General features: G+C 56.4%; 17 protein-coding genes and 3 tRNA genes. 14 read left to right on the top strand and 6 right to left on the bottom strand.

Features of this window, described 5'->3' with window-relative positions:
• Nucleotides 1-22 precede the first annotated feature (22 nt).
• The 3 genes from NQF86_RS08595 to putA all read left to right on the top strand — a co-directional run bounded on the left by NQF86_RS08595 (nt 23) and on the right by putA (nt 5,398).
• A complete protein-coding gene (locus tag NQF86_RS08595; protein WP_266117236.1) occupies nt 23-337 on the top strand; it encodes a ferredoxin family 2Fe-2S iron-sulfur cluster binding protein in 315 nt (104 codons plus the stop codon).
• A gap of 11 nt (nt 338-348) precedes the next feature.
• On the top strand, nt 349-1,425 hold the full coding sequence (gene mnmA / locus NQF86_RS08590) for a tRNA 2-thiouridine(34) synthase MnmA (RefSeq protein WP_266117235.1): 1,077 nt from the start codon (nt 349-351) through the stop codon (nt 1,423-1,425).
• 337 nt (nt 1,426-1,762) lie between these two features.
• Nucleotides 1,763-5,398 carry a bifunctional proline dehydrogenase/L-glutamate gamma-semialdehyde dehydrogenase PutA gene (putA, locus tag NQF86_RS08585; protein ID WP_266117234.1) on the top strand — a complete coding sequence of 1,212 codons (3,636 nt, stop codon included), beginning with the start codon at nt 1,763-1,765 and terminating at the stop codon, nt 5,396-5,398.
• 143 nt (nt 5,399-5,541) lie between these two features.
• Here putA and NQF86_RS08580 read toward each other — a convergent pair whose 3' ends face one another.
• On the bottom strand, nt 5,542-6,489 hold the full coding sequence (locus tag NQF86_RS08580; protein ID WP_266117233.1) for a hydrogen peroxide-inducible genes activator: 948 nt from the start codon (nt 6,487-6,489) through the stop codon (nt 5,542-5,544).
• 233 nt (nt 6,490-6,722) lie between these two features.
• On the opposite strand from NQF86_RS08580, the gene ahpC reads away from it, so the two are divergent.
• Together ahpC and ahpF are read left to right on the top strand one after the other, a co-directional pair.
• A complete protein-coding gene (ahpC, locus tag NQF86_RS08575; protein WP_043559605.1) occupies nt 6,723-7,295 on the top strand; it encodes an alkyl hydroperoxide reductase subunit C in 573 nt (190 codons plus the stop codon).
• Nucleotides 7,296-7,442: 147 nt separating this feature from the next.
• Complete coding sequence (gene ahpF, locus NQF86_RS08570) at nt 7,443-9,011, top strand: alkyl hydroperoxide reductase subunit F (protein ID WP_266117232.1); 1,569 nt, start codon at nt 7,443-7,445, stop codon at nt 9,009-9,011.
• An 89-nt stretch (nt 9,012-9,100) separates the two neighbouring features.
• On the opposite strand, the gene NQF86_RS08565 is transcribed toward ahpF, so the two are convergent.
• Nucleotides 9,101-9,973 carry a restriction endonuclease gene (locus tag NQF86_RS08565; protein ID WP_266117231.1) on the bottom strand — a complete coding sequence of 291 codons (873 nt, stop codon included), beginning with the start codon at nt 9,971-9,973 and terminating at the stop codon, nt 9,101-9,103.
• A gap of 24 nt (nt 9,974-9,997) precedes the next feature.
• A tRNA-Thr gene (locus tag NQF86_RS08560) sits at nt 9,998-10,072 on the bottom strand.
• Between the two features lie 219 nt (nt 10,073-10,291).
• On the opposite strand from NQF86_RS08560, the gene NQF86_RS08555 reads away from it, so the two are divergent.
• Genes NQF86_RS08555 through NQF86_RS08545 form a run of 3 tightly spaced genes read left to right on the top strand, consistent with a single transcriptional unit; the run spans nt 10,292 to nt 13,986 of the window.
• Complete coding sequence (locus NQF86_RS08555; RefSeq protein ID WP_266117230.1) at nt 10,292-11,632, top strand: paraquat-inducible protein A; 1,341 nt, start codon at nt 10,292-10,294, stop codon at nt 11,630-11,632.
• Nucleotides 11,629-13,305, top strand: a complete 1,677-nt coding sequence (locus NQF86_RS08550; protein WP_266117228.1) for a PqiB family protein — start codon at nt 11,629-11,631, stop codon at nt 13,303-13,305. The genes NQF86_RS08555 and NQF86_RS08550 overlap by 4 nt, the downstream gene beginning before the upstream one ends.
• Before the next feature lie 3 nt (nt 13,306-13,308).
• Entirely contained in the window at nt 13,309-13,986 is a 678-nt protein-coding gene (locus NQF86_RS08545; protein WP_266117227.1) for a PqiC family protein, read from the top strand.
• 178 nt (nt 13,987-14,164) lie between these two features.
• Here NQF86_RS08545 and nusG read toward each other — a convergent pair whose 3' ends face one another.
• The 3 genes from nusG to NQF86_RS08530 form a co-directional block, all read right to left on the bottom strand.
• On the bottom strand, nt 14,165-14,698 hold the full coding sequence (gene nusG, locus NQF86_RS08540) for a transcription termination/antitermination protein NusG (RefSeq protein ID WP_266117226.1): 534 nt from the start codon (nt 14,696-14,698) through the stop codon (nt 14,165-14,167).
• Between the two features lie 9 nt (nt 14,699-14,707).
• Nucleotides 14,708-14,962: a preprotein translocase subunit SecE gene (gene secE / locus NQF86_RS08535; RefSeq protein ID WP_266117225.1), complete on the bottom strand. Its 255-nt coding sequence runs from the start codon at nt 14,960-14,962 to the stop codon at nt 14,708-14,710.
• Between the two features lie 69 nt (nt 14,963-15,031).
• Nucleotides 15,032-15,108: transfer RNA gene (locus NQF86_RS08530), tRNA-Trp, on the bottom strand.
• 190 nt (nt 15,109-15,298) lie between these two features.
• Here NQF86_RS08530 and NQF86_RS08525 point away from each other — a divergent pair.
• From NQF86_RS08525 to atpC, 6 genes are all read left to right on the top strand, one after another.
• Nucleotides 15,299-15,373 (top strand) — tRNA-Gly (locus NQF86_RS08525).
• Between the two features lie 297 nt (nt 15,374-15,670).
• Nucleotides 15,671-16,246 carry an ATP synthase F1 subunit delta gene (gene atpH / locus NQF86_RS08520; RefSeq protein ID WP_266117224.1) on the top strand — a complete coding sequence of 192 codons (576 nt, stop codon included), beginning with the start codon at nt 15,671-15,673 and terminating at the stop codon, nt 16,244-16,246.
• The gene (gene atpA, locus NQF86_RS08515; protein ID WP_266117223.1) at nt 16,246-17,781 is read left to right on the top strand and encodes a F0F1 ATP synthase subunit alpha; all 1,536 of its coding nucleotides are present in this window, start codon (nt 16,246-16,248) and stop codon (nt 17,779-17,781) included. Before atpH ends, atpA begins: the two co-directional genes overlap by 1 nt.
• 11 nt (nt 17,782-17,792) lie before the next feature.
• Nucleotides 17,793-18,689, top strand: coding sequence for a F0F1 ATP synthase subunit gamma (locus NQF86_RS08510; RefSeq protein WP_266117222.1), 897 nt, complete (start codon nt 17,793-17,795; stop codon nt 18,687-18,689).
• A 22-nt stretch (nt 18,690-18,711) separates the two neighbouring features.
• On the top strand, nt 18,712-20,175 hold the full coding sequence (gene atpD, locus NQF86_RS08505) for a F0F1 ATP synthase subunit beta (protein ID WP_266117221.1): 1,464 nt from the start codon (nt 18,712-18,714) through the stop codon (nt 20,173-20,175).
• 3 nt (nt 20,176-20,178) lie between these two features.
• Nucleotides 20,179-20,610, top strand: coding sequence for an ATP synthase F1 subunit epsilon (gene atpC / locus NQF86_RS08500; RefSeq protein WP_266117219.1), 432 nt, complete (start codon nt 20,179-20,181; stop codon nt 20,608-20,610).
• Nucleotides 20,611-20,709: the final 99 nt, after the last annotated feature.

Genomic DNA, 20,709 nt, shown 5'->3' with positions numbered 1-20,709 from the left:
GGATACAGGGAGTGAGGGATTTATGGCTCGGATGGTTTTTGTAGAGCGTGATGGTAGCCGCCACGAGGTGGAGGCACAGGCTGGTCTTTCCGTGCTGGAGATCGCCCATGAGAATAATATCGACCTGGAAGGGGCCTGCGAAGGCTCTCTCGCCTGTGCAACCTGCCATGTGATCGTGGACCCGGCATGGGCTGACAAGCTGAAAAGCCCGACCGATGATGAAGAAGACATGCTCGACCTTGCCTTCGGGTTGGAAAAGACATCACGCCTTGGCTGTCAGATCGTCATGACGGACGAGCTGGATGGTCTTGTTGTTCATCTTCCCAAGGCTGGCTGAGGTTCCTGACCATGCGTATCCTTGTGGCCATGTCTGGCGGTGTGGACAGTTCTGTCGTGGCGGCACTGCTGAAGCGGCAGGGCCACGAGGTTATCGGGGCAACGCTCCAGCTTTACGATCATAGCGGCCCGGCAAAGCCCGGTGCCTGCTGCGCCGGGCGGGACATCATGGATGCCCGCATGGTCGCCGAGCGCATCGGTTTTCCTCATTATGTTATTGATGCGGAAAGCCGCTTTCGGGAAAGCGTGATCGAGAGCTTTGCTGATGCCTATGCCAGAGGGGAAACACCCGTTCCTTGCGTGGCCTGCAATCAGGGGGTCAAGTTCACGGACCTTCTGAACATGGCCCGGGACCTTGGCTGTGAGGCTATGGCGACCGGCCATTATGTGCGCCGGGTGGAAGGGCCGGACGGGGTGGAGATGCACCGTCCCGTTGACCGTGACCGGGATCAGAGCTGGTTCCTGTTTGCCACTACGCGTGAGCAGCTTGAGTTTTTGCGGTTCCCGCTGGGTGAGATGCCAGATAAGGCCCATGTTCGGGCACTGGCGGAGGAGCTGGGGCTGGATGTCGCCACCAAACGGGACAGTCAGGATATCTGTTTTGTTACGAATGGCTCTTACGCCGGGCTGGTGGAGAAGATGCGGCCTGAGATCGAAGGGCCGGGTGACATTGTGGACGAAAAAGGTAACGTGCTGGGCCGTCATGAGGGTATTGCCCGCTATACGGTCGGGCAGAGTCGCCGTCTGGGGGATATTCACACCGGCACGGGCGAACGCCAGATGGTCACGGCTATTGATGTGCCGTCCCGCCGCATCATTGTCGGCCCTCGCCAGAAGCTGACCAGCGATGAGAGTCGCCGCACCGTTCGCCTGAGAGACATGAACTGGCTGATTGATGCACCAGCAGAAGGCGTGCGTTGTGGGGTACAGCTTCGGGCACGGGAAGGGCTGCGTCAGGCCATTGTGCGCCCTCTGGAGGGGAACCGGGCTGAGGTGCAGCTTGAGGAGCCCGCTCTGCCAGCGCCGGGGCAGGCTTGTGTGATGTATGAAGGTGACCGTGTGCTCGGTGGGGGATTCATCCTCGCCTGACGGTACCGTGAAGGCTTTTCCCTTCATGAGGGCATGATGGGGGCGGGAGTGTGCTTTCCACCGCCTCACCCTGTTGTATGATTTTTACCGTATTTTAAACAAATGGCTCTTTTCTGCCCTTTAGGGGGGATAAGAGTCGAAGGTGTAACGAGACAGTTCCTTGCTGTGGGCAGGGAGCGGGCTTTGGGAATGTTTCGTTCTTAAAATATATTTTGCAGGAATCTTCTTTTTGGATATGGACAACACCCCATATTTCATGGTCTGGCTTGCAGCAGAGAAGTTCTTTCTCCAGCAACAACAGGAAGTGATTGTCACGCTATCAGCTTGAAGGTTTGGTATGGCTTATTTTGCGCGTCATTTTGGTTCATTGCCGGAACGTTCTGTCCTGCGGAAGGCCATTACTGAAAAGATCAGGTACCCGGAGCAGGCCTGTATTGAGGCCCTGATTCCAGCTGCTGAGCTGAATGTGGAGGAGGAGGGAATCGCAGGGCGAGTCAGTCTCGCACTTGCCCGTGCCCTGCGTGACCACCGTCAGCCCGGCCTCGTGGAAACACTGGTGCAGGAGTTCAGTCTTGGTTCTGCCGAGGGTGTGGCCCTGATGAGCATGGCCGAGGCCCTGCTGCGGACACCGGACCGTGCTACTCGTGATGCCCTGATCCGGGATCAGGTCGGTGTGGGTGACTGGCTCTCCCATATGGGGCGTGATAACGGCCTCATCATCAATGCTGCTTCATGGGGGCTGGACATTACGAGCCGTCTGGTCGCCCCCAAGAAGCGTATGGGTGTCATTCACCGTATGCTGCGGAAGCGTGGTGAGCCGGTCGTCCGTCAGGCCGTGCAGTTTGCCATGCAGATGATGGGTCAGCAGTTCGTGCTGGGCCAGACCATCGAGGGTGCGCTGAAGGACTCCCGCAAGCGGGAATCACAGGGTTTCACCTATTCTTACGACATGCTGGGCGAGGCAGCGCTGGATCGTGCTGATGCCGAGCGCTATCAGGCATCTTACCACGCTGCGCTGGAAGCCATCGGCAGCCGTGCCAAAGGGGCAACGGTTTATGAGCGTCCCGGCCTGTCCATCAAGCTCTCCGCTCTGCACCCCCGTTACGAGCGGGCCAAGCGTGAGCGTGTTCTGGGCGAGCTCCTGCCGACCGTGAAGGCACTGGCCGTACGGGCCAAGCACTACAATATCGGCCTGAACATTGATGCCGAGGAAAGTGAGCGTCTGGACATCTCTCTGGATATTCTGGAGGCCCTTTGCCGTGATCCTGATCTGGCCAACTGGGATGGTATCGGTTTTGTTGTGCAGGCTTATGGCCGCCGTGCTGCTGCCGTACTCGACTATATCATTGCCCTCGGTCGTGAGACCGGCCATCGCCTCATGATTCGTCTGGTCAAGGGAGCTTACTGGGATAGTGAGCTCAAGAAGGCCCAGATTGATGGCGTGTCAGACTTCCCGGTCTTCACTCGCAAATGTCATACGGATGTCAGCTACGTTGCCTGTGCCCGCAAGCTGCTGGGCGCTACGGATGCTGTCTTCCCGCAGTTTGCAACGCATAATGCCCGCACGGTGGCGTCCATCTATGCGATGGCAGGCCAGAACTTCCAGAAGGGGCAGTATGAATTCCAGTGCCTGCACGGCATGGGTGAAGCCCTGTTTGAGCGGGTTGTCGGGCCGAAGAATCTGGACCGTCCGTGCCGTATCTATGCGCCCGTAGGCACATATGACACGTTGCTGGCCTATCTGGTCCGCCGCCTGCTGGAGAATGGTGCGAACTCCTCCTTCATCAATCTGCTGGGCGACCCGAAGATTTCGCTGGAAAAACTGGTGGAAGACCCGGTCAAGATTACACGGTCCTATAGCCCGGTTGGTGCCCCGCATGGTGAGATCAAGAAGCCGCTGGACATGTTCGAGCCGGAGCGCCGGAACTCGAAGGGTATGGACCTGAATGATGATGTCGTTCTGGCCCATCTCGGCAAGGTGCTCGACACTCTGCCGGAACAGTATGAGGCTGCGCCGCTGGTCCCCGGTCTTGGTGCAGCAGAGCGCCCTGTTCATCCAGTAACCAACCCTGCCGAGCGGAGCGATAAGGTCGGGCAGGTGACGTTTGCCGTGCCGGGTGATATCCGTCACGCAGTTGATGTTGCTGAAGGTGCTTTCGAGGACTGGGCAGGCCGTCCGTCTGACGAGCGTGGTGCCATTCTTGAGCGTGCAGCAGACCTGCTGGAAGAACGCTACATCGCCTATATGGGGCTGGCCGTGCGTGAGGCGGGTAAATCCTACCCGAACGCTGTTGCCGAGGTTCGTGAGGCTATCGACTTCCTGCGCTATTACGGCGGGATGGTCCGGCGGGAATTCAGCAACAAGACACACCGCCCGCTGGGAACGGTCGTCTGTATCAGCCCGTGGAACTTCCCTCTGGCCATTTTCCTTGGGCAGGTTTCTGCTGCTCTGGCAGCCGGTAACACCGTGCTGGCCAAACCGGCAGAAGAAACGCCGCTGATTGCTATGGAGGCCGTCAAGCTTCTGCATGAGGCTGGTGTTCCCAAGGAAGTCCTGCAGTTCCTTCCCGGTGAAGGGGATGTTGGTGCGGCCATGGTGGCGGATGAACGCATCGCAGGTGTGATGTTCACCGGCTCCACGGTTGTGGCACAGATCATTGCCCGTCAGCTGAATGGCCGTCTGGGTCGTAATGGTCAGCCTGTGCCGCTCGTGGCGGAAACAGGTGGGCTGAATGCCATGGTGGTTGATTCCTCCGCCCTGCCGGAACAGGTCGTGAAGGACATTGTATCTTCCGCTTTTGATAGTGCTGGTCAGCGTTGTTCCGCACTGCGTGTTCTCTGCGTGCAGGAAGATGCCGCCGATCGCATCATTTCCCTCTTGAAGGGAGCCATGGAAGAACTGCGGATTGGTATCCCGGCCAAGCTGGCTACGGATGTTGGGCCGGTCATCAGTGAAGTGGCTCGCAAGGGGATTGAAGATCACATTGAGGCACTGCGTTCCCGGAATCATCCGGTCTTCCAGGCGCCGACTGTGGTGGAAGAAACCAATGGTGGCACTTTCGTTCCGCCGACCCTGATTGAAGTCAATTCAATTGCTGATGTGGGTGGTGAAATCTTCGGTCCGGTGCTCCATGTGTTGCGCTACAAGCGTGAGGAGCTGGAAGCCCTGATTACCCGCAGTAATGCCGGTGGTTATGGTCTGACCTTTGGTGTTCATAGCCGTGTCTCCTCCCGGATTGACTATCTGGTGAATCGTGTCGAGGCGGGGAACATCTACGTCAACCGCAATATCGTTGGGGCTATCGTTGGTGTTCAGCCGTTCGGTGGGCATGGGCTTTCCGGTACGGGGCCAAAGGCTGGTGGCCCGCTGGCACTGCGCCGTCAGCTGGCAGAGTCTCCCCGCACGCCGCTGGCTAAGACAGGCGCCATGCCGGCTATGGCACGCTCATGGCTGCTGTGGCTGGGCACGGATGACCGTGAACTGGCCCGTGAAGTGACGCCATGGATGGATCATGGTCTGCTGGAATGCAGCCTGTCCCTGCCGTCTCCGGTGGGTGAGAGCAACACCTATACGCTGGAGCCTCGTGGACGTGTTCTGGTTGTGGCTGAGACAGCCCGTGGCCTGAAGCGCATGATCAGCTATGCCGTGAGCTGTGGGAACGAAGTCGTGGCTCTGGCCGCTCCGGCTGTTATCAGCTCTCTGGATACGCTGCCTGACGTGCTGCGGAATGTCATTCATCCAGCGGATTCTCTGGAAGATGTTGGCGGTTGCACCGTCATCCTGACAGAGACCGTTAATGAAGGGCTGTGGCAGATTGTTGCAGATCATCTGAAGAACCCAGATGCGCCTGTGCCGCTGGTCTATTGGGCTGATAGCGCTACGCTGCATCCGGAAGCTCTGCTTCAGGAGAAGCTGGTCAGTATCAACACGGCTGCTGCTGGTGGTAACGCCGAGCTGATGACGCTGAGCTGAGATATCTGCTCTAGGAGAAGGGTGGGCTGTTGATCAGCCCGCCCTGATCCGGGCGTGATATGAGGTCATAAAAAACGGGTGAGAGAGCAGGAGCTCTCCACCCGTTTTTTTGATCCTGTTGCCAGTCTACCCCGAGAGAGGCGTTAGGCTGGGATTTTTGTTTTGGGCAGTGGGAGGCATCCGTCAGGTGTCGCAACCCGGAGGAAGTTGGCCAGTTCCCGGAAAGACGTTGCTCGCGGATCGGAAGGGCGCCAGACGAGGCTGATGGTCCTGCGTGCTTCTGTTTCGCTTAGCTCCCGGATGGTTACGAGGCTGTCGAACTCCTGACGGTTATTGAGCGCCAGACGGGGGATGAGAGAGAAGCCTTCACCAGCCCCGATCATGTGCCAGAGCATTTCCAGGCTGGTAGCCAGTCGCTGATCCTGAGACCGGAAATTGCTGGGGCAGAGGGAGAGGGCCTGATCCCGCAGGCAGTGTCCATCTTCCAGCAGCAGAAGGTCCGGCCGGGCCAGATCGGAAATGGAAAGGTGCTTCTTGTTTGCCAGCTCGTGATCTTTGGGGAAGACAGCGAGGAAAGGCTCTAGAAAGAGCGGTGCATGTTCCAGCGATTCGGTGGCGGCTGTAGGGGCCATGAAGGCAACATCCAGATCGCCCTGTCGGAGAAGCTGGACAAGGTTGGGAGTCGTGTTCTCATTCAGCCGCAGGCCAAGCTGAGGGTATTTCTGCCGCAGGCGTGGCAACAGGCCGGGAATGTAATAGGGCCCAAGCGTGGGAATCACACCAATATGCAGCAGGCCATCCAGCGGGCCCGTATGGGCACGGGCGACTTCCAGCAGGTTGCGGGCTGAGGCCAGCACATCCCGTCCCAGTGCGATGAGGCGCTCACCTTCCGGTGTGGGAGCCACATGGCGGCGGGAGCGTTCGAACAGGGTGACGTTAAGAAGCTGTTCCAGCTTTCTTACCTGTTCAGAAAGTCCTGCCTGGCTGACTCCGCAACGCTCAGCAGCACGGGAAAAATTGCGCAGATCATCAACTGCAACGACGTACTCGATGTCCCGGAGGGACAGACCGGAGAGAGGAACATAGGACATGATAGTACCAATAAGCTGAGTTGGAGAAAGGGCCAAGGGAAAAAGACTGAAATCGTATAGATGCTGATAATGATTCTTAATTATACTGATAACAACCCTCAATTAGACGCTTTTGTCAGCGGAGGCTAGAAGGTAAACATGCTTGACATTCCAAAGGTCAGGTTGCTCCCTAAAAGGGGCATTCGCAAGTCCTGCGGAAGTCTAGAACTCTGATAGTGAATGAGGAGGTTTTCATGCCTGCTATTGGTTCCGAAATTAAGCCTTTTACCGCACAGGCTTTCCGTGATGGCAAGTTCCTTCAGGTCTCTGATGCAGACCTGCGCGGCAAGTGGTCCGTCGTGTTCTTCTACCCGGCTGACTTCACTTTCGTCTGCCCGACGGAGCTGGAAGACCTCGCCGAGAACTATGAAACTTTCCAGAAGATGGGTGTTGAAGTCTTTGGTGTGTCCACAGACAAGCACTTCACCCATAAGGCATGGCACGACACATCCCCGGCCATCGGCAAGGTGCAGTACACCATGATCGGTGACCCGTCCGGTGACATCGCTCGTAACTTCGATGCTCTGCGTGCTGATGGCAGCCACACAGCTGACCGCGCTACGTTCCTGATCGACCCGGAAGGCAAGATCCAGTACATCGAAATCACCTCTGAGGGTGTGGGCCGTAGCGCTGCCGAGCTGCTCGACAAGATCCGCGCTGCTCAGTACATCGCCGCTCATCCGGGTGAAGTCTGCCCGGCTAAGTGGAAAGAAGGTGGCGATACAGCAACCCTGAACCCGTCCCTGGACCTGGTCGGCAAGATCTGATCACGCCCTGAAAACGGGAAGTCTGGTGGGGGCCTCTCCCCACCGCTGAGGGGAGGCGTGCTGTGACTTGCGGTGCGCCTCCTTTTTCATAGGGTCAGTCCCCGGTCTGTCCTGCCTTGAGCACCAGAGATTCTGGAGAGAGAATTCATGCTGAACGACGAACTCAAAGGCCAGCTGAGAGGGTACCTCCAGCATCTGCGCCACGACATCATTCTTGTTGCTAGCCTTGATGATGGCGACAAGTCCCGTGAGATGAAGGAATTTCTGAATGAAATTTCCGAACTCTCTGACAAGGTTTCCTATCAGGAAGGTGGCACGGATTCCCGCCGCCCGTCCTTCCTGATCCGTGCCGCAAATTCCGACGTGCAGGTCTGCTTCGCCGGGATTCCGATGGGCCATGAGTTCACGTCTCTGGTGCTGGCTCTGCTCCAGGTCGGTGGCCACCCGCCGAAGGTTGAGGCTGAACAGGTTGCGCAGATCAAGGCTCTGAAGGGTGATTTCCACTTCGAGACCTATTTCTCCCTGTCCTGCCATAACTGCCCGGATGTCGTGCAGGCTCTGAACACGCTGAGCGTTCTGAACCCGAACATCCGTCACACGGCTATTGACGGCGCCCTGTTCCAGGACGAAGTGAACGAGCGTGACGTGCGTTCCGTTCCGCAGGTCTTCCTGAATGGTGAGCGTTTCTCCACAGGCCGCATGGAGCTGCCCGAGATTCTGGCTAAGATCGATACAGAAGGTGCTGCCAAGGCTTCCGAGAAGCTGAATGATGAAGCACCGTTCGACACGCTGGTGATCGGTTCTGGCCCGGCTGGCTGTGCGGCTGCCATCTATACAGCTCGTAAGGGTGTGCGTACGGGTCTGCTGGCTGAGCGCTTCGGTGGTCAGGTCATGGATACGGCTGGCATTGAAAACTTCATCTCCGTACCGGAGACAGAAGGTCCGGCTCTGGCCAAGAATCTGGAACAGCATGTTCGTAGCTATGATGTCCGTGTCATCACAGCACAGCGCGCTGCCAAGCTGATCCCGGCCGAGAAGGAAGGTGGTCTTCACGAGATCATTCTGGAAAGCGGTGCTCACCTGAAGGCTCGTACCATCATCGTGGCAACTGGTGCCCGCTGGCGTCAGCTGAACGTGCCGGGTGAGGAAGAATACCGCACACGGGGCGTTGCCTACTGCCCGCACTGCGATGGTCCGTTCTTCAAGGGTCGTCCGGTTGCTGTGGCCGGTGGTGGCAACAGCGGCGTGGAAGCCGCCATTGACCTCGCCGGTATCGTCTCTCATGTGACGCTGCTTCAGTATGACCCTGTGCTGACGGCTGATGAAGTCCTCCAGAACAAGGTCCGCAGCTTGCCGAATGTCGATATCGTGGTGAATGCCCGTACGACAGAAATCCGTGGTGATGGCCGTAAGATGACTGGCCTGAGCTGGCAGGATGTCAAGGATGGCAGCGACCACAGCATTGATGTGGATGGTATCTTCGTTCAGATCGGTCTGCTGCCTAACACAGACTGGCTGAAGGGTGGCAGTATCGAGATGTCCCGCATCGGTGAGATCGGCATTGACGAGCGTTGCCGTACATCCATCCCCGGCGTGTTTGCTGCTGGTGATGCTACGACCGTGCCGTACAAGCAGATTATCGTTGCTATGGGTGAAGGTGCTAAGGCAGCTCTTTCTGCCTTCGATTACATCATCCGCGTGCCTGCTGCATCCTGATATCAGGTGTGATGACAGGGTGACCTTGCCCTTTGGGTGGTCACCCTGTCATGATGGGAAAAAAGACCGGCTCAAAAGCCGGTCTTTTTTTATTGCGTGAACAGGTCGGGGGCTGGTTGGAGGTCGAGCAGGTTTAGCGTGGCAAGTTCACTGTGATGGAGCAGATGCACGCCCGTTGCATGGGCAAGTTGCCGGGCTGAGCGTGTATAGCCTGCATTGGAGACGACAGCGGCATGATGGGCCCGTCTGTGTTCCCGTGCTGTGAAGATTTCCTGCACAGCTTTGTTGCCTACAGGGCGGCTATAGAGCTTGCATTGAACAACAAGCCGCACCCCATCTTGTTCGGCCATGATGTCGAGCCCTTGATCGGCACCGGGAGGTGTCGTTCGGGCCTGCCATCCAGCCTGATAGAGCTGATGAGCGCAAAAACGCTCATAATCCAGCGGGTCCATGTTGGCATGGAAACGCTCTGGCACCGTATTGCCCATTGCTGTGGGAATGCGGGGTGAGGGTGTTCTGTTTTGCCTGAGGATAGTCCGCGTGACACGCTGAATGCGCCGTAGGGCACGCTTCCGCAAAGGAGGCCAGAAAAGAGCCAGATTTTCCTGGCTTAGGGTCGTTAGCAGGATGCTGCGGCAGAAATAGTCGAGCTCTTTCTCCCAACGCTCTGCATGGACAACACCATAATGATCGCCAGTCAGGCAACGCTGTTGGCGTTGGGCAAGGGTATTTTGATGTTGGGCAATCAACTGGCACACTATCTGCCAAGCTTTGCGCTTTTGCCTTGCACGATGGCGATATTCAAGAAAAACGATCAGGAAGAAGACAAGCAAAAGCGTATCTGCTGGCAGAACAGCAATACCATGGCCTGGTAGCAGGGATGGTTTTGTTACGTCATGGTGGGCAGTGGAGAAAAAAGGACCCGAAGGGGACATGAAATCACCGCTCGGTCTTTCCGCCATGCCTGCCTTATCCTGTGGGGAAAATGGTGCCGACACTCGGAATTGAACCGAGGGCCTACTGATTACGAATCAGTTGCTCTACCCCTGAGCTATGTCGGCGTCCGGTTGAGCCTATACAGAAAATTGGACGGTGGGGCAATGGGCGGTATAAAATATTTCTCAATAAAGCCTGGAGGGGTTGCAGATGGGCCTCCGGCAGCGCAAGAGGAATAGATGCTCAGGAAAGACCGTTTTCATAAGGGGTTGTGGACCCAGGGCGGGGCATGTTCCCTCCTCCGACATGATGTTGATCAACCCTCCCTCAAGATAGTGGAAGGTGTGCATGAGTGCGCCGCCTGCGGTCTGTTCCAGCATGTGCCTGCGCTGAAGCCTGGCCATGTGCTGACCTGCGCCCGCTGTGGAGAAACCATGGGGCGCCAGCGTAAGACATCGGAGATTGGTGGTCCGCTGGCCTTCTGTCTATCGTCTCTCGCTTTGTATATTGTGCTTCTGGTCAGCCCGCTCATGACATTGAATGTCTATGGCCGGGAGAACATGGTGTCCCTCATGAGTGGCCCCGTGGAAATGGCACGGCAGGGCTTTGGGGCTATTGCTATTCTGGTGGCTCTGGCCAGTGTGCTCATGCCCGGTATCGTGCTGGTCTGCATGGCGCTGATCTTATATGGCGCATCCCGAGTAGAGATGCCTCTTTGGGTGAGGCCCTTAATGGCGTGGTACGAGCGCCTGCGCCCATGGTCCATGATTGAGGTGTACGTTATCGGCGTGCTGGTGGCTTACACCAAGCTGGTTGACCTGGCACTGGTGACATTGCAGCCCGGTGTGTTCCTTCTTGGGGCGCTCATGGTGCTGATGGCAGCGATGGATTCCACCTTCGATGCTGAAATGATCTGGCGGCACCGTTCCGTTGCCCCACGGCATGGGCTGGGGGTTTACAGGGCAGCAGCAGGACGGCCTATGCCGCCCGAAAAACATATGCTCTCCTGTCATGCCTGTGGTCTGACTTTTGTTGCACGTAGCTCTGTGAATGACGAGAGTGACATGGGGGATTGCCCCCGTTGCGGGCAGATATTGCGGCGGCGGAAACGGAACAGCCTGCAGGCGGCAATGTGTTTTCTGATAGCCGCTTTTATCTTTTATATTCCGGCTAATCTTCTGCCCGTCATGGCTTTTGTGAAGATGGGGCATGGTCAGCCCAGTACCATCATTTCCGGTGTTATCCAGCTCTGGGAGGCGAATCTTTATTTCCTCGCCTTGCTGGTGCTGTTTGCCAGTATCACCGTGCCGGTCCTGAAGGTGATCTTGCTGGCCCTGATGATGGCCTGTGAGTGCCGTGGCAAGGCGACACTTGCATCTCTTAGGCGCCTGACACGCCTTTATAAGGTGGTGGTGTTCATTGGTCGGTGGTCGATGATTGACGTGTTCATGATCTCCATCCTGGCGGCTGTGGTGCGGTTTGGCTTTATGGCCAGCGTGATGGCAGAGCTGGGCGTGGTCTTTTTTGCCATGGTGGTGGTGTTAACTATTTTTGCAGCAGACCTGTATGATCCCCGGCGTATGTGGGATGCTGCGGGCTATAATCAGGAAGTACTGGATTTCTCCCGTAAAGGTGGTGAGGCTGGTACATCGGAATTACAGGATATGGAGCCTGAAAAAGCGTGAGTGATGATCAGCATAAGCTACATCCAGACCCAAGGCGTGGTGTAGAGGCCAATACCCGGCTGCCCCGTTTCTCCGTGCTCTGGATCATCCCTGTTCTGGCATTGTTGATAGCTGGCTGGCTGGCATGGCGGCATTTTGCTTCTATGGGGCCACGCATCGTCATTTCTTTCGATGCGGCAGATGGTATCGTTCCGGGCCAGACGCAGGTGAAGAATAAGGCCGTGACCCTTGGTGTGGTCCAGTCCGTGTCCCTGAGTCCGGATATGAGTCATGCTGATGTCACGATTCAGATGAATGGCATTGATGCTCATATGCTGAATGAGCATACCCGTTTCTGGGTCGTCAGCCCGCGGATCAATGGCGCCAGCATTACCGGGCTCGATACGCTGTTTTCTGGTTCCTACATTGCCATGGACCCCGGCAAACCGGGGACGGGCCGTTTCCAGGATCATTTCAAGGGGCTGGAGAATCCGCCCGGTGTCCGCTCTGACAAACCGGGGAGCACATACTGGCTTGTCTCGCCGAAATTGGAATCCCTCGGTCCGGGAGCGCCGATTTTCTATCGTGACGTGCAGGTGGGCGAGATTTTGGGTTACACCATGCCACCGGGTGGGGAAGGCCCCATTCTGCTCAAGGTGTTCATTAAGGCACCGTATGATCATTATCTGAGGACAGACAGCCGCTTCTGGAATGTGTCTGGCATGCAGATCGGTTTTGGTGCTGGTGGAATGAAGATTCGCCTGCAATCTTTCCAGGCGTTGTTGTCCGGCGGTGTTGCTTTCGGGCGGCCTGATAAGGTTCAGGGTGAGGATACTCCATCTGCGACACCTGATTCCGTCTTCCATCTTTATGAGACACAGGAAGATGCTGATAATGCCCGCTATCGGCATAAGGTGCCTGTCCTGACCTATGTTGATACAGCTGTTGGTGGCCTGACAGAGGGTAGCAAGGTGACCATGTTCGGCCTTCAGGTTGGTCAGGTCACAGGTGTTCATCTGGAGCTGGGTGACAAGACGCATAACCCTCGTGTTCGTGTGGAAATGCAGCTTGAGCCTGAGCGTGTTATAGCAGACGGCACTGCAGCTTCAGGGCGCAGCACGGGCCTGCTGGGGGATTTCGTAGCTGAGGGTATGCGTGCCTCAGTGCAGAATGTCAGCTTCCTGACAGGTGAAGCCATGATTGCGCTCTCTTTCGTGCATGAAAAGGGTCGTGCACCGGCACCGATGACGTTTGAGAACGGCATTGCTGTGATCCCAAGCCAGCCGGGTGGGATGGATAGTATCCTTCAGTCGGTTTCTACGATTGCTGACAAGATTTCTGAGATGCCGCTGACGCAGATTGGCGATCATCTGAATAATATTCTGGAACATAGTGACGAACGTCTGAGAAGCCCGGAAGTGACCCGCTCTCTGGTCGCTCTGCGCGGGTCTCTGGTGTCTCTGAATCATCTTCTGGACCATGCGGATGAGCATCTTCCCGAGCTGATGAAGAATCTGAATGGCACATTGGCGCAGGCTAATACTCTGTTGGCCTCTTACGGCGGTAATCCGGATTTCCGCAGAAATCTTGAGGAGCTGATTGTTCAGCTGACACGGATGTCCCGTTCCTTCCATATGCTGGCCGATTATCTGGATCGTCATCCCTCATCCTTCATTACTGGCCGGAGGCCCTGATTCATGATGAATTTTCTTCGTTCTTCCTCCGTGTTTCAGAAGAAACTGTCCCTGAAGCGTCTGAGGCAGTGGGCCCTGCTGGGGACGGCCTGCCTTGGTGGAGGGATGCTGAGTGGATGCAGTAGTACGCCGACAACGTACTATGTTCTGGCTCCGCAGCCTGGTCAGGTAGCATCCCCAGCTATGGGAATGGCTTTGCCGCAGGCTATCGAGGTCCTTACGCCGTCAGTGACGTCTCGTTTGGACCGAGATGGTATTTTGCGGGTGATGCGGGATGCACAGGACCATATGGTGCCTGCTGCCGCATGGAGTGAGTCGCTGAACGAAATGATCGGCCATGCTCTGACGGCTAATTTGGCGCAGCGCCTGCCGGGCCATGTGCTTTTCTCCCAGAATGATTCTGTGGCGGTTACGGCTGGGGCTTATCTGGAGCTAAGTCTGTCCCGATTTGAAGAAGACGCATCTGGCCATGCTGTCATTGTGGGGGTCATGTCGGCGCATCGTGTTGATGCGCCAGCCTCACAGGCTCGTGCCGTGACAGTCAGTTGGACATCCCCACAGCCTGTTTCTGGGAAGCAGGCTGACCTTGTGGCAGCTTTGGCTGAAGGTGTTGGTGCTTTGTCCGATCAGGCGATTCAGCTTTTGGCCACTCTGCCTTTGCCGAAAGGTTCACACCGATAAGAGCAACTGCTCGTTTGAGGTGGTGAGAAAAAGCCCGTGCTCCTGATGGAGTGCGGGTTTTTTTAATGTCTTTAGTGTTTCATTGGAAAAGCTAGGCATAAAAAAACCACCCGAAACCAGAAAGCGGTAGCGGGTGGTTTTCTACAAAGCGGGGATATAACCCGCTTTAAGACAAGGCTTAGAGCTTCTCGACTTGATTATAGTCCAGATCAACTGGCGTGGAGCGTCCGAAGATGGAGACGCTGACCTTCAGGCGCTGATTCTCGGTGTCGATGTCCTCAACACTGCCATTGAAGGATGTGAAAGGACCATCGGATACACGAACCTGTTCGCCAATCTCGAACGACAGGCTGGAGCGGGGGCGTTCAACACCTTCCTGAGCCTGCTGGAGAATGCGCTTGGCTTCCGCATTGCTGATGGGGGTTGGCTGGTTATTCCGTGTCCCGAGGAAACCCGTCACCTTGGGGGTATCTTTAACAAGATGCCAGGCACGGTCTGTCAGCTCCATCTTCACCAGTACATAGCCGGGGAAGAATTTACGCTCGGCATTCACCTTGCGGCCACGGCGTACTTCCGTGACTTCCTCGGAAGGAACCAGAACTTCCTCGAACTGATCGCTCAGTCCCTTTTTGTCGGCCTGTTCACGGATATGATCGGCAATCTTTTTCTCGAAGCCTGAATAGACATGCACAACGTACCAACGTTTTGCCATGATGCTGCTTTAGCCTCCGATACCCAAAATTTTGCTGACTCCCAGGCCGATAACCTGGTCAACGATAAAAAAGAAAATACAGGTGGCGACCACCATGGCCATCACGGCACCTGTTGTAATGATGGTGTTGCGGCGCGTGGGCCACGTGACACGTTTGGCCTCGGCGCGAACATCTGCAAAATATCTGCGAAGGCTGAATCCTGGGCCTTTCTGGGCCGGAGGCATCTTCGGTGAATTGCCTTTCGGCTTTGTGACCGACACCATTATCCTCAAATCTATCTCAACCCTGGTCCTGTTACCCGGGTAAGGCAGTCAGGTGGGTAGGGTATGACGTGGCAGGGGTGGAGGGTCTCGAACCCCCAACCTCCGGTTTTGGAGACCGGCGCTCTAGCCAATTGAGCTACACCCCTTTCTGGGTCGAATCGACCTGACCGTCCTGCCTTGTGCGGCGTGACGATGGGCAGGAAAAGATAACGAGACCGCCATAAAGTCAAGCACTATCTCGAGGAAAATGAAAAAACCTTTCATATTCTGGGGCGTGGCTGAATCCCCCCTTGTCTTGCTGGTAGGGAATGGGTATAGAGTCGCCTCACTCATAGAGCGGGCGTAGCATAATGGCTAATGCAGTAGCCTTCCAAGCTTCTGATGAGGGTTCGATTCCCTTCGCCCGCTCCAGAGTCTCCTGAAAAAACTGATCCGTTGTAGAAGGTCTATCTGGCGGGGTTATCCGCCGTTTTCCTCGTCCTGCATCATACCGTTTGGACGTGTCTGCAGACATGCTGTGATGGAACGCTGTTGAGCGGCCTTCAGGTTGCGTTGAAGGGGCTGCCCGTGTTAGTGGACTTTAACGAAACACTGGCCGGGTTCCGGCCCTGGTGATCTGCGCATCGTGCGGTAATCTGGGGCATGCCGGTTAGGTTAAGACCGGGAAACCGGTTTGAAAGCAGAACCTCATGAAGACGGAATGAACCCGTGACGGTTGCACAGGAAAAGCAGATCAGAGCGCCAGGTGAAGTAGCGCAGCGTTACGCCCGGGCCTTTGAGGAATATCTCTCAGAAAGCAAAGAGGATAAGGCCGCCACTCTGGAGCAGGTGCGTGCACTGCGCGAGGCAATTGCCCAGATTCCGGAGTTGAGCGCCGCTTTGGCAGACCCTCGGCTGGATGTCAGCCAGGCAGAGGGGCTGGTGAAGGCTCTTGGGTCTGCGCTCAGTTTCAACGATGCCATGCGCCGCTTTGTCGGTTTTATCGCCCGGCAGCGCCGTCTGGTTGGTCTGGATGAAATCCTGTCTGCCGTCCTTCTTCTGGACTCCCGCCAGCGCGGTGAGGTTCGTGTGGAGGTGACGACTGCCCGCCCTATGGAAGATGGGCAGCGTGAAAGCCTCCGTGCCAGCCTTCAGCAGGCCGGATATGCTAATATTGCTATGACCGAACATGTCGATCAGGCCCTTATTGGGGGTATGGTTGTGCGTGTCGGTTCTGTTCTTTTTGATACATCGATCGCAGGGCGTCTGGCCCGCCTGCAGAACGCCATGAAGGGAGCCGCGTGATGGAGATCCGTCCCGCCGAGATTTCAGAAATTCTCAAGCAGCAGATCGCGTCTTTCGATCAGCCTGCCGCTGTTTCAGAGACAGGCACAGTTCTGTCTGTTGGGGACGGGATTGCCCGCGTCTATGGTCTGACGAATGTTCAGGCCGGTGAGATGGTGGAGTTCGAGGGGAGTGGCGTGCGTGGCATGGCTCTCAACCTTGAGAGCGATAGCGTTGGTGTCGTCATTTTCGGTGAAGGTGACCTGATCGGCGAAGGTGACACAGTTCTGCGTACCGGCAAGGTCGTGGAAGTCCCCGTTGGTAAGGGGCTTCTGGGACGTGTGGTTAATGCTCTGGGTGACCCGATTGATGGTCGTGGCCCTCTGGAGAACATCGAATATCGCCGTGCTGACGTTCGTGCTCCTGGCATCATGCCCCGCCAGTCCGTCAGTGAGCCGATGCAGACCGGCATTAAGGCCATCGATGCCCTCGTGCCGATCGGGCGTGGCCAGCGTGAGTTGGTGATTGGTGACCGTCAGACTGGTAAGACGGCTATTCTGATCGATACGATCGTGGCTCAGAAAAGTGTCAACGCTGCTGGTGATCCCAAGAAGTCCCTGTACTGCATCTATGTTGCGGTCGGGCAGAAGCGTTCCACAGTGGCTAACCTCGTCCGTAAGCTGACAGAGGCTGGTGCGATGGAATATTCCATCGTCGTGGCTGCTACGGCTTCTGATTCTGCACCGCTTCAGTATCTGGCCCCTTATGCAGCTTCTGCCATGGGTGAGTATTTCCGTGACAACGGTATGCACTCTCTGCTGTGCTATGATGACCTGTCCAAGCAGGCTGTGGCTTACCGTCAGATGTCCCTGCTGCTGCGCCGTCCGCCGGGGCGTGAAGCTTTCCCGGGCGACGTGTTTTACCTGCATTCCCGTCTGCTGGAACGTTCCGCTAAGATGTCTGAGGAGTTCGGTGCTGGCTCCATGACGTCCCTGCCGGTGATCGAAACGCAGGCTGGTGATACATCTGCCTATATTCCAACCAACGTCATTTCCATTACAGACGGTCAGATCTTCCTTGAGACAGATCTGTTCTATAAGGGTATCCGTCCGGCTGTGAACGTTGGTGGTTCCGTGTCCCGTGTGGGGTCTGCGGCGCAGATTAAGGCCATGAAGCAGGTTGCTGGTACCATTAAGCTGGAGCTGGCTCAGTATCGTGAAATGGCGTCCTTCGCTCAGTTTGCTTCTGACCTTGACCCGGCTACACGCCGTCAGCTGGACCGCGGTGCCCGTCTGGTTGAGCTGCTGAAGCAGCCTGAGACCTCTCCGCTGGCCGTTGAGGAGCAGGTGGTCGTTCTGTACGCTGGTACACGTGGCTATCTGGACCCGATCGCCGTGAACAAGGTGACAGCTTATGAGGCCGCCCTGCTGGATGAGATCCGCCAGAGTGGTAAGGCCGTGCTGGAGAAGATCCGCACCGAGCAGAAGCTGACGCCAGAGATCGAGGGTGAGCTCAAGACTCTGCTTGAGGCCTTCGGCAAACGTTTCTCAGCCTGAGGGTTTAGCTCATGGCTTCATTGAAAGAACTGCGTGGCAGGATCGCGGGGGTCAAATCGACCCGTAAGATCACAAGCGCAATGAAAATGGTCGCCGCCTCAAAATTGAGGCGCGCCCAGAATCAGGCAGAGGCAGCTCGCCCATATGCTGAGACTATGCAGCGTATGATGAGCGAGCTGGCTACGGCTTCGAAGGGGATGGACCCATCCACTCTGCCGCCGCTGCTGGCAGGCACGGGTAAGGATGATGTGCATCTTCTTGTCATCCTGACATCTGATCGTGGTCTGGCTGGTGGCTTCAATGCCAACATCATTCGTACGGCCCGTCAGCAGATTGATGAGCTGAAAGCAAAGGGTCGTACTGTTCGCCTTCTGCCTGTCGGACGCAAGGGTGCTGAGATCTTCAAGCGCTATTATCCGGAAATGGTTGTGGATTCACTCCATAACGATTCTGGCACCCAGCAGGCCGCTTATGCTCTTGCTCAGGATCTGGCCAAGCGGATTGGCGATCTGGTTGAGGGTGGCGAGATTGATGCCTGCTCCCTGCTGCGTAACCGCTTTGTCAACGCCATGACCCAGCAGCCTGAGTCTCTGGCTCTGGTTCCGCTGCCCGTGGCTGAAAATGACAATACGGCGCAGCCTCGGAGCGATGGCGCTGTTTATGAGTTTGAGCCTGATGAGGGTCAGCTTCTGGCACAGCTTCTGCCGCGTAATCTGCTGGTGCAGTTTTATGCCGCCATTCTGGAGAGTGCTGCCGGTGAGCAGGGTGCCCGTATGACGGCCATGGATAATGCCAGCCGCAATGCGAGCAAGGCCATTGATCGTCTGTCGCTGACGTATAACCGTACACGACAGGCCAATATTACTAACGAGCTGATCGAAATCATTTCCGGCGCAGAAGCCGTCTGAGATCATGCAGGAGAGAAATCTGATGTCTGAGGAACTCAACCGCTCTGCTGAGAATGCCGGTGTTGGCGTTGGACGGATCACCCAGATTCGTGGTCCGGTGGTGGATGTCCAGTTTACGGATAAGCTGCCGCATATCCTGAACGCCCTCCACGTCATGAATGGCGATCAGAAGGTCGTGCTGGAAGTTGCGCAGGAAATTGGTGAGCGTCAGGTCCGCTGCATTGCCATGGAAGGGACTGATGGTCTCGTTCGTGGTGCAGAGGTGACAGATACAGGTAGCCAGATCACCGTTCCGGTCGGTCCGGCTACTCTGGGTCGTATCATCAACGTGATTGGTGAGCCGGTTGATGAGAAGGGGCCGGTCAAGACGGATACCCGCTTCCCGATTCACCGTCCTGCTCCTTCTTTCGAGGAACAGGCTGCTAACACCGAGATTCTGGTGACCGGGATTAAGGTGATTGACCTGCTCTGCCCCTACCTGAAGGGTGGTAAGATTGGTCTCTTTGGTGGTGCCGGTGTGGGTAAGACCGTCATCATTCAGGAGCTGATCAATAACATCGCCAAGGCACATGGTGGTGTGTCTGTATTTGCTGGTGTGGGTGAGCGTACCCGTGAGGGTAACGACCTGTACTACGAAATGCAGGGCGCTGGCGTTATCAAGATTGATGAGAACGGCCACACGGAAGGCTCCAAGGTGGCGCTGGTCTATGGCCAGATGAACGAACCGCCGGGTGCTCGTGCTCGTGTGGCTCTGACAGGTCTTTCCGTTGCGGAATATTTCCGTGATGTGGAAGGTCAGGACGTTCTTTTCTTCGTGGATAATATCTTCCGCTTCACGCAGGCCGGTTCTGAGGTGTCCGCTCTGCTGGGCCGTATTCCTTCCGCTGTGGGTTATCAGCCGACACTGGCAACGGAAATGGGTGCCCTGCAGGAGCGTATTACCTCCACAAAGAAAGGGTCTATTACGTCCGTTCAGGCTGTGTATGTGCCTGCTGACGACCTTACCGACCCGGCTCCGGCTGCAACCTTTGCCCATCTGGATGCCACAACGGTGCTGAACCGTTCCATTGCTGAAATGGGTATTTATCCGGCTGTGGATCCGCTCGATTCTACCTCTCGTTCTCTCGACCCGAAGATTGTGGGTCAGGAACATTATGAGGTGGCTCGTGCTGTTCAGAGTACGCTCCAGAACTATAAGGAGCTTCAGGACATCATCGCCATTCTCGGTATGGATGAGCTGTCTGAGGAAGATAAGCTTGTGGTTGGGCGTGCCCGCCGCATTCAGCGCTTCCTGTCTCAGCCGTTCCATGTGGCTGAGGTCTTCACGGGGTCCCCGGGTAAGCTGGTGGCTCTGGAAGATACCGTGCGTTCCTTCAAGGCTGTTGTGAACGGTGAGTGTGACGACCTGCCGGAAGGTGCTTTCTACATGGTTGGTTCCATCGAAGAAGCACGGGCGAAGGCCGAGAAGATGAAGCAGGAGGGCTGATCCATGCCGCTTCGCACCGAGATCGTCAGTCCAGAGAAGCGCTATACAGACCGTGAGGTCGATATGGTGGTTGTTCCGGGCGGAGAAGGGGACATTGCGGCCATGCCAGGCCGCTCCCCGCTGATGCTACAGCTTCGTGGTGGGGTCGTGACCCTGTACAAGGACGATCAGGTTCTGGAACGTTGCTTCGTCACGGGTGGTTTTGTCGATATGACAGCAGATCACTGCACGATTCTTGCAGATTCGGTGCGGGCGCTTGAAGATCTCTCCATTGATGATGCGCGTCAGACGCTTGATCAGCTGAAGGATCAGTGGACAAAGGTTGGCCCTGATGAAGTTGAGCTCCGTGCAAGTCTGAGTCGTCAGATTCAGGCCGCTCGTGCGGAGATTGAGGTGGCTCAGAAGGTTCAGCAGAACGATCTGAAGGCACTCTGAGAGCTCTTTTCGGTGGTTTTTGAAAAAGGCCGTTCTCCTTTTTGGGAGGGCGGCCTTTTTTGATTCGGGCTTCTGATGAGAATCACCTGCCTTTTTTCT

Origin of the sequence: Bombella pluederhausensis (genome assembly GCF_026385525.1) — a bacterium.
GTDB lineage: Bacteria > Pseudomonadota > Alphaproteobacteria > Acetobacterales > Acetobacteraceae > Bombella > Bombella pluederhausensis.
This window is presented reverse-complemented; position numbering and strand designations above follow the sequence as displayed.

Excerpts from the sequence above, each read along its gene's own strand:
- atpC (WP_266117219.1), top strand. The coding sequence starts at position 20,179 with ATGCCGCTTCGCACCGAGATCGTCAGTCCAGAGAAGCGCTATACAGAC.
- putA (WP_266117234.1), top strand. The coding sequence starts at position 1,763 with ATGGCTTATTTTGCGCGTCATTTTGGTTCATTGCCGGAACGTTCTGTC.
- NQF86_RS08595 (WP_266117236.1), top strand. The coding sequence starts at position 23 with ATGGCTCGGATGGTTTTTGTAGAGCGTGATGGTAGCCGCCACGAGGTG.
- NQF86_RS08545 (WP_266117227.1), top strand. The coding sequence starts at position 13,309 with ATGATGAATTTTCTTCGTTCTTCCTCCGTGTTTCAGAAGAAACTGTCC.
- atpD (WP_266117221.1), top strand. The coding sequence starts at position 18,712 with ATGTCTGAGGAACTCAACCGCTCTGCTGAGAATGCCGGTGTTGGCGTT.
- mnmA (WP_266117235.1), top strand. The coding sequence starts at position 349 with ATGCGTATCCTTGTGGCCATGTCTGGCGGTGTGGACAGTTCTGTCGTG.
- ahpF (WP_266117232.1), top strand. The coding sequence starts at position 7,443 with ATGCTGAACGACGAACTCAAAGGCCAGCTGAGAGGGTACCTCCAGCAT.
- NQF86_RS08565 (WP_266117231.1), bottom strand. The coding sequence starts at position 9,973 with ATGGCGGAAAGACCGAGCGGTGATTTCATGTCCCCTTCGGGTCCTTTT.
- NQF86_RS08580 (WP_266117233.1), bottom strand. The coding sequence starts at position 6,489 with ATGTCCTATGTTCCTCTCTCCGGTCTGTCCCTCCGGGACATCGAGTAC.
- secE (WP_266117225.1), bottom strand. The coding sequence starts at position 14,962 with ATGGTGTCGGTCACAAAGCCGAAAGGCAATTCACCGAAGATGCCTCCG.
- atpA (WP_266117223.1), top strand. The coding sequence starts at position 16,246 with ATGGAGATCCGTCCCGCCGAGATTTCAGAAATTCTCAAGCAGCAGATC.
- ahpC (WP_043559605.1), top strand. The coding sequence starts at position 6,723 with ATGCCTGCTATTGGTTCCGAAATTAAGCCTTTTACCGCACAGGCTTTC.
- NQF86_RS08510 (WP_266117222.1), top strand. The coding sequence starts at position 17,793 with ATGGCTTCATTGAAAGAACTGCGTGGCAGGATCGCGGGGGTCAAATCG.
- nusG (WP_266117226.1), bottom strand. The coding sequence starts at position 14,698 with ATGGCAAAACGTTGGTACGTTGTGCATGTCTATTCAGGCTTCGAGAAA.